Origin of the sequence: Delftia sp. ZNC0008 (assembly GCF_000799035.1) — a bacterium.
GTDB classification, from domain to species: Bacteria; Pseudomonadota; Gammaproteobacteria; order Burkholderiales; family Burkholderiaceae_C; genus Comamonas; species Comamonas tsuruhatensis.
Map to the genome: position 1 here is coordinate 1 of NZ_JTKZ01000889.1, position 2,118 is coordinate 2,118.

Sequence of the window (2,118 nt, forward strand, 5' to 3'; positions counted from 1 at the left end):
CCGCGTCACGGCCGGCTACCGGGGTGCATCGCTGTCCAACCTGGTGAGTGCGCCCAACCTGTTCTGGTCGCTGGGCCCGTCGCTGGCGCTGGCGCTGTTCGACGGCGGCGCGCGCACGGCGGCCGTGGAGTCGGCGCGTGCCTCGCTGGACCTGGCCGCCGCCACCTACCGCCAGACCGTGCTGACGGCGTTGCAGGAGGTGGAGGACAACCTGGTCACCGCATCCGCCCTGGCGCGCGAGCAGCAGGTGCAGATCGAGGCCGTGGCCGCCGCGCAGAAGGCGCTGGATGTCGTCAACAACCAGTACCGCGCGGGCACGGTGGCCTATCTGAATGTGCTCAGCGCCCAGACCACGGTGCTGTCGGCCCGGCGCAGCCTGATCGATGTGCGCAACCGGCGCCTTGCCGCCGTCAACACCTTGCTCAAGAACGTGGCCGGGCGCTGGGAGCCGCTGGGGCCGGCCTCCGTGCAGGGGCCGCAGGCTGTCGCGCGCTGATGTTCAGTCCTGCAGCTCGAAGGCCTGGCGCAATGCTTCGCCGAAGGCCGCGCTGCCGCTGATCGACAGGTTCACCGTGGTGCGGCCATCCCCGGCCGCCACGGACTGCAGGCGCGCCGTGGCTGCGTCAAAGCGCCAGGCCAGCGGCTGGCCGCCGTCGTCCTGGGCCTGCAGCTCGTAGTCCCAGTCGCCGCCTTCCTCGATGGGGCCGCGCCGGCCCCTGAAGCGGCGGTGCGCCCAGGCCAGCAATTGCTCCACCTCGGCCGCCAGCGCCGGCACGCGCGCGGCGGGCACGCTGGCCATGGCGTCCCAGCAGCCCGTGCCTTCGTCGTCTTCGCTGTAGTCGAAATCCAGGTAGTCGAGGATCATGGTGGCGGTCCGCATGCGTAGTGCGTGGTTGGAAAAGGGAAAGCCCGGCATTGTGCCGCGTGCACAATCGCCCGCATCGCAGAACCGGAAAGACATTCAGATGGACACCGCACAGCAATCGATGGCGCCGCCGATGGTGAGCGCGCAGGCCCTGCGCTTCGGACAGCCGGGCCTGCTGCTGTGGGATGGCGCCTCGCACGACTGGCCCGTGGGCCTGTGCCTGGTGCGCGGCGGCGAGGGCTGCGGCAAGACCAGCCTGCTGCAAATGCTGGCCGGCCAGCTGCCTTTGCAGGCCGGGCGCCTGGTATATCCGCAGCAGCCGGACCCGTCGCAGCGCCCTGCATTGTTCTGGCGCGACCCGCGCGCCGAACTGTCCAATGCCGAGCGTGCCCGGCCCGCGCAGGAATGGGTGCAGGCACAGCGGCAGCTGCACCCGGCCTGGAGCGAGGCGGCATGGCAGGCCCATGCCGATGGCCTGGGGCTGGAGCCCCATCTGCACAAGCCCCTGCTGGCCCTGTCCACGGGCAGCCTGCGCAAGCTGTGGATGGCGGCGGGCTGGGCCAGCGGCGTGCCGCTGCTGCTGATCGACGAGCCGCTGGCCGCGCTGGACCGGGGATCGATGGACCATGTGCAGCGCACGCTGGCGGGGCTGAACCGGGCCGGCCAGCAATCTGCGCCTGTGGCCGGGCACGGGCTGCGCTGCGTGATCGTTGCGCACTGGGACGAGATGCAGGGCGTGGCCTGGGACGACGTGCTGGACCTGCCCGATCAGCCGCCGCTGCGCTGACCGAGCCGGCGTCTACATCGCCACCTACATCACCACCTACATCGCCTTGAACCGCTGCGCGTAGAGGCGGCTGACGGCCAGTTTTTCCGCTCGCTCGCGCAGCTGCAGCCACAGCCGGCCGGCCTCGTCGCGCTGGGCGCTGGCAATGGCCGCTGCGCGCACCACGGTGCCACGGTGCACCTGCCAGAAATCCTCGGCGTCCAGCCGGGGCAGCAGTTCCTTGAGCGGCGTGCGCACCAGGTACTCATGCGAGGCCGTGAGCACGCGCACGTACTTGTCGGCGGCCTCGAAGTAGACGACGTCGTGCACGGGCACCATCTGGATCTGCGTGCCCACGCCGGCCTGGATCATCTGCAGCGGCGGCTCGGTAGCGGTGGCGGCGGGGGCCGTGGCACCGGCCAGGTGCCGCAATTGCTCCAGCGCCTGCGCCAGCGCAGCGCCAGCCGGGGCCACCGTGCGCTGGGCC

General features: G+C 71.3%; 4 protein-coding genes. 2 read left to right on the forward strand and 2 right to left on the reverse strand.

The window, feature by feature from the left end:
* The coding region (locus L995_RS28635; protein ID WP_047474774.1) for a TolC family protein at nucleotides 1-496 on the forward strand (496 nt) is incomplete at its 5' end.
* Nucleotides 497-499: 3 nt separating this feature from the next.
* Here L995_RS28635 and L995_RS28640 read toward each other — a convergent pair.
* Nucleotides 500-865: a hypothetical protein gene (locus tag L995_RS28640; protein WP_047474775.1), complete on the reverse strand. Its 366-nt coding sequence runs from the start codon at nucleotides 863-865 to the stop codon at nucleotides 500-502.
* Between the two features lie 13 nt (nucleotides 866-878).
* Here L995_RS28640 and L995_RS28645 point away from each other — a divergent pair, with 13 nt between their 5' ends.
* Nucleotides 879-1,652: an ABC transporter ATP-binding protein gene (locus tag L995_RS28645; protein WP_047474777.1), complete on the forward strand. Its 774-nt coding sequence runs from the start codon at nucleotides 879-881 to the stop codon at nucleotides 1,650-1,652.
* A gap of 36 nt (nucleotides 1,653-1,688) precedes the next feature.
* Here the strand turns inward: L995_RS28645 and L995_RS28650 are convergent.
* Nucleotides 1,689-2,118: LytTR family DNA-binding domain-containing protein (locus L995_RS28650; protein ID WP_047474776.1), on the reverse strand; the 430-nt coding region annotated here is incomplete at its 5' end.

Excerpts from the sequence above, each read along its gene's own strand:
- L995_RS28640 (WP_047474775.1), bottom strand. The coding sequence starts at position 865 with ATGATCCTCGACTACCTGGATTTCGACTACAGCGAAGACGACGAAGGC.
- L995_RS28645 (WP_047474777.1), top strand. The coding sequence starts at position 879 with ATGCGTAGTGCGTGGTTGGAAAAGGGAAAGCCCGGCATTGTGCCGCGT.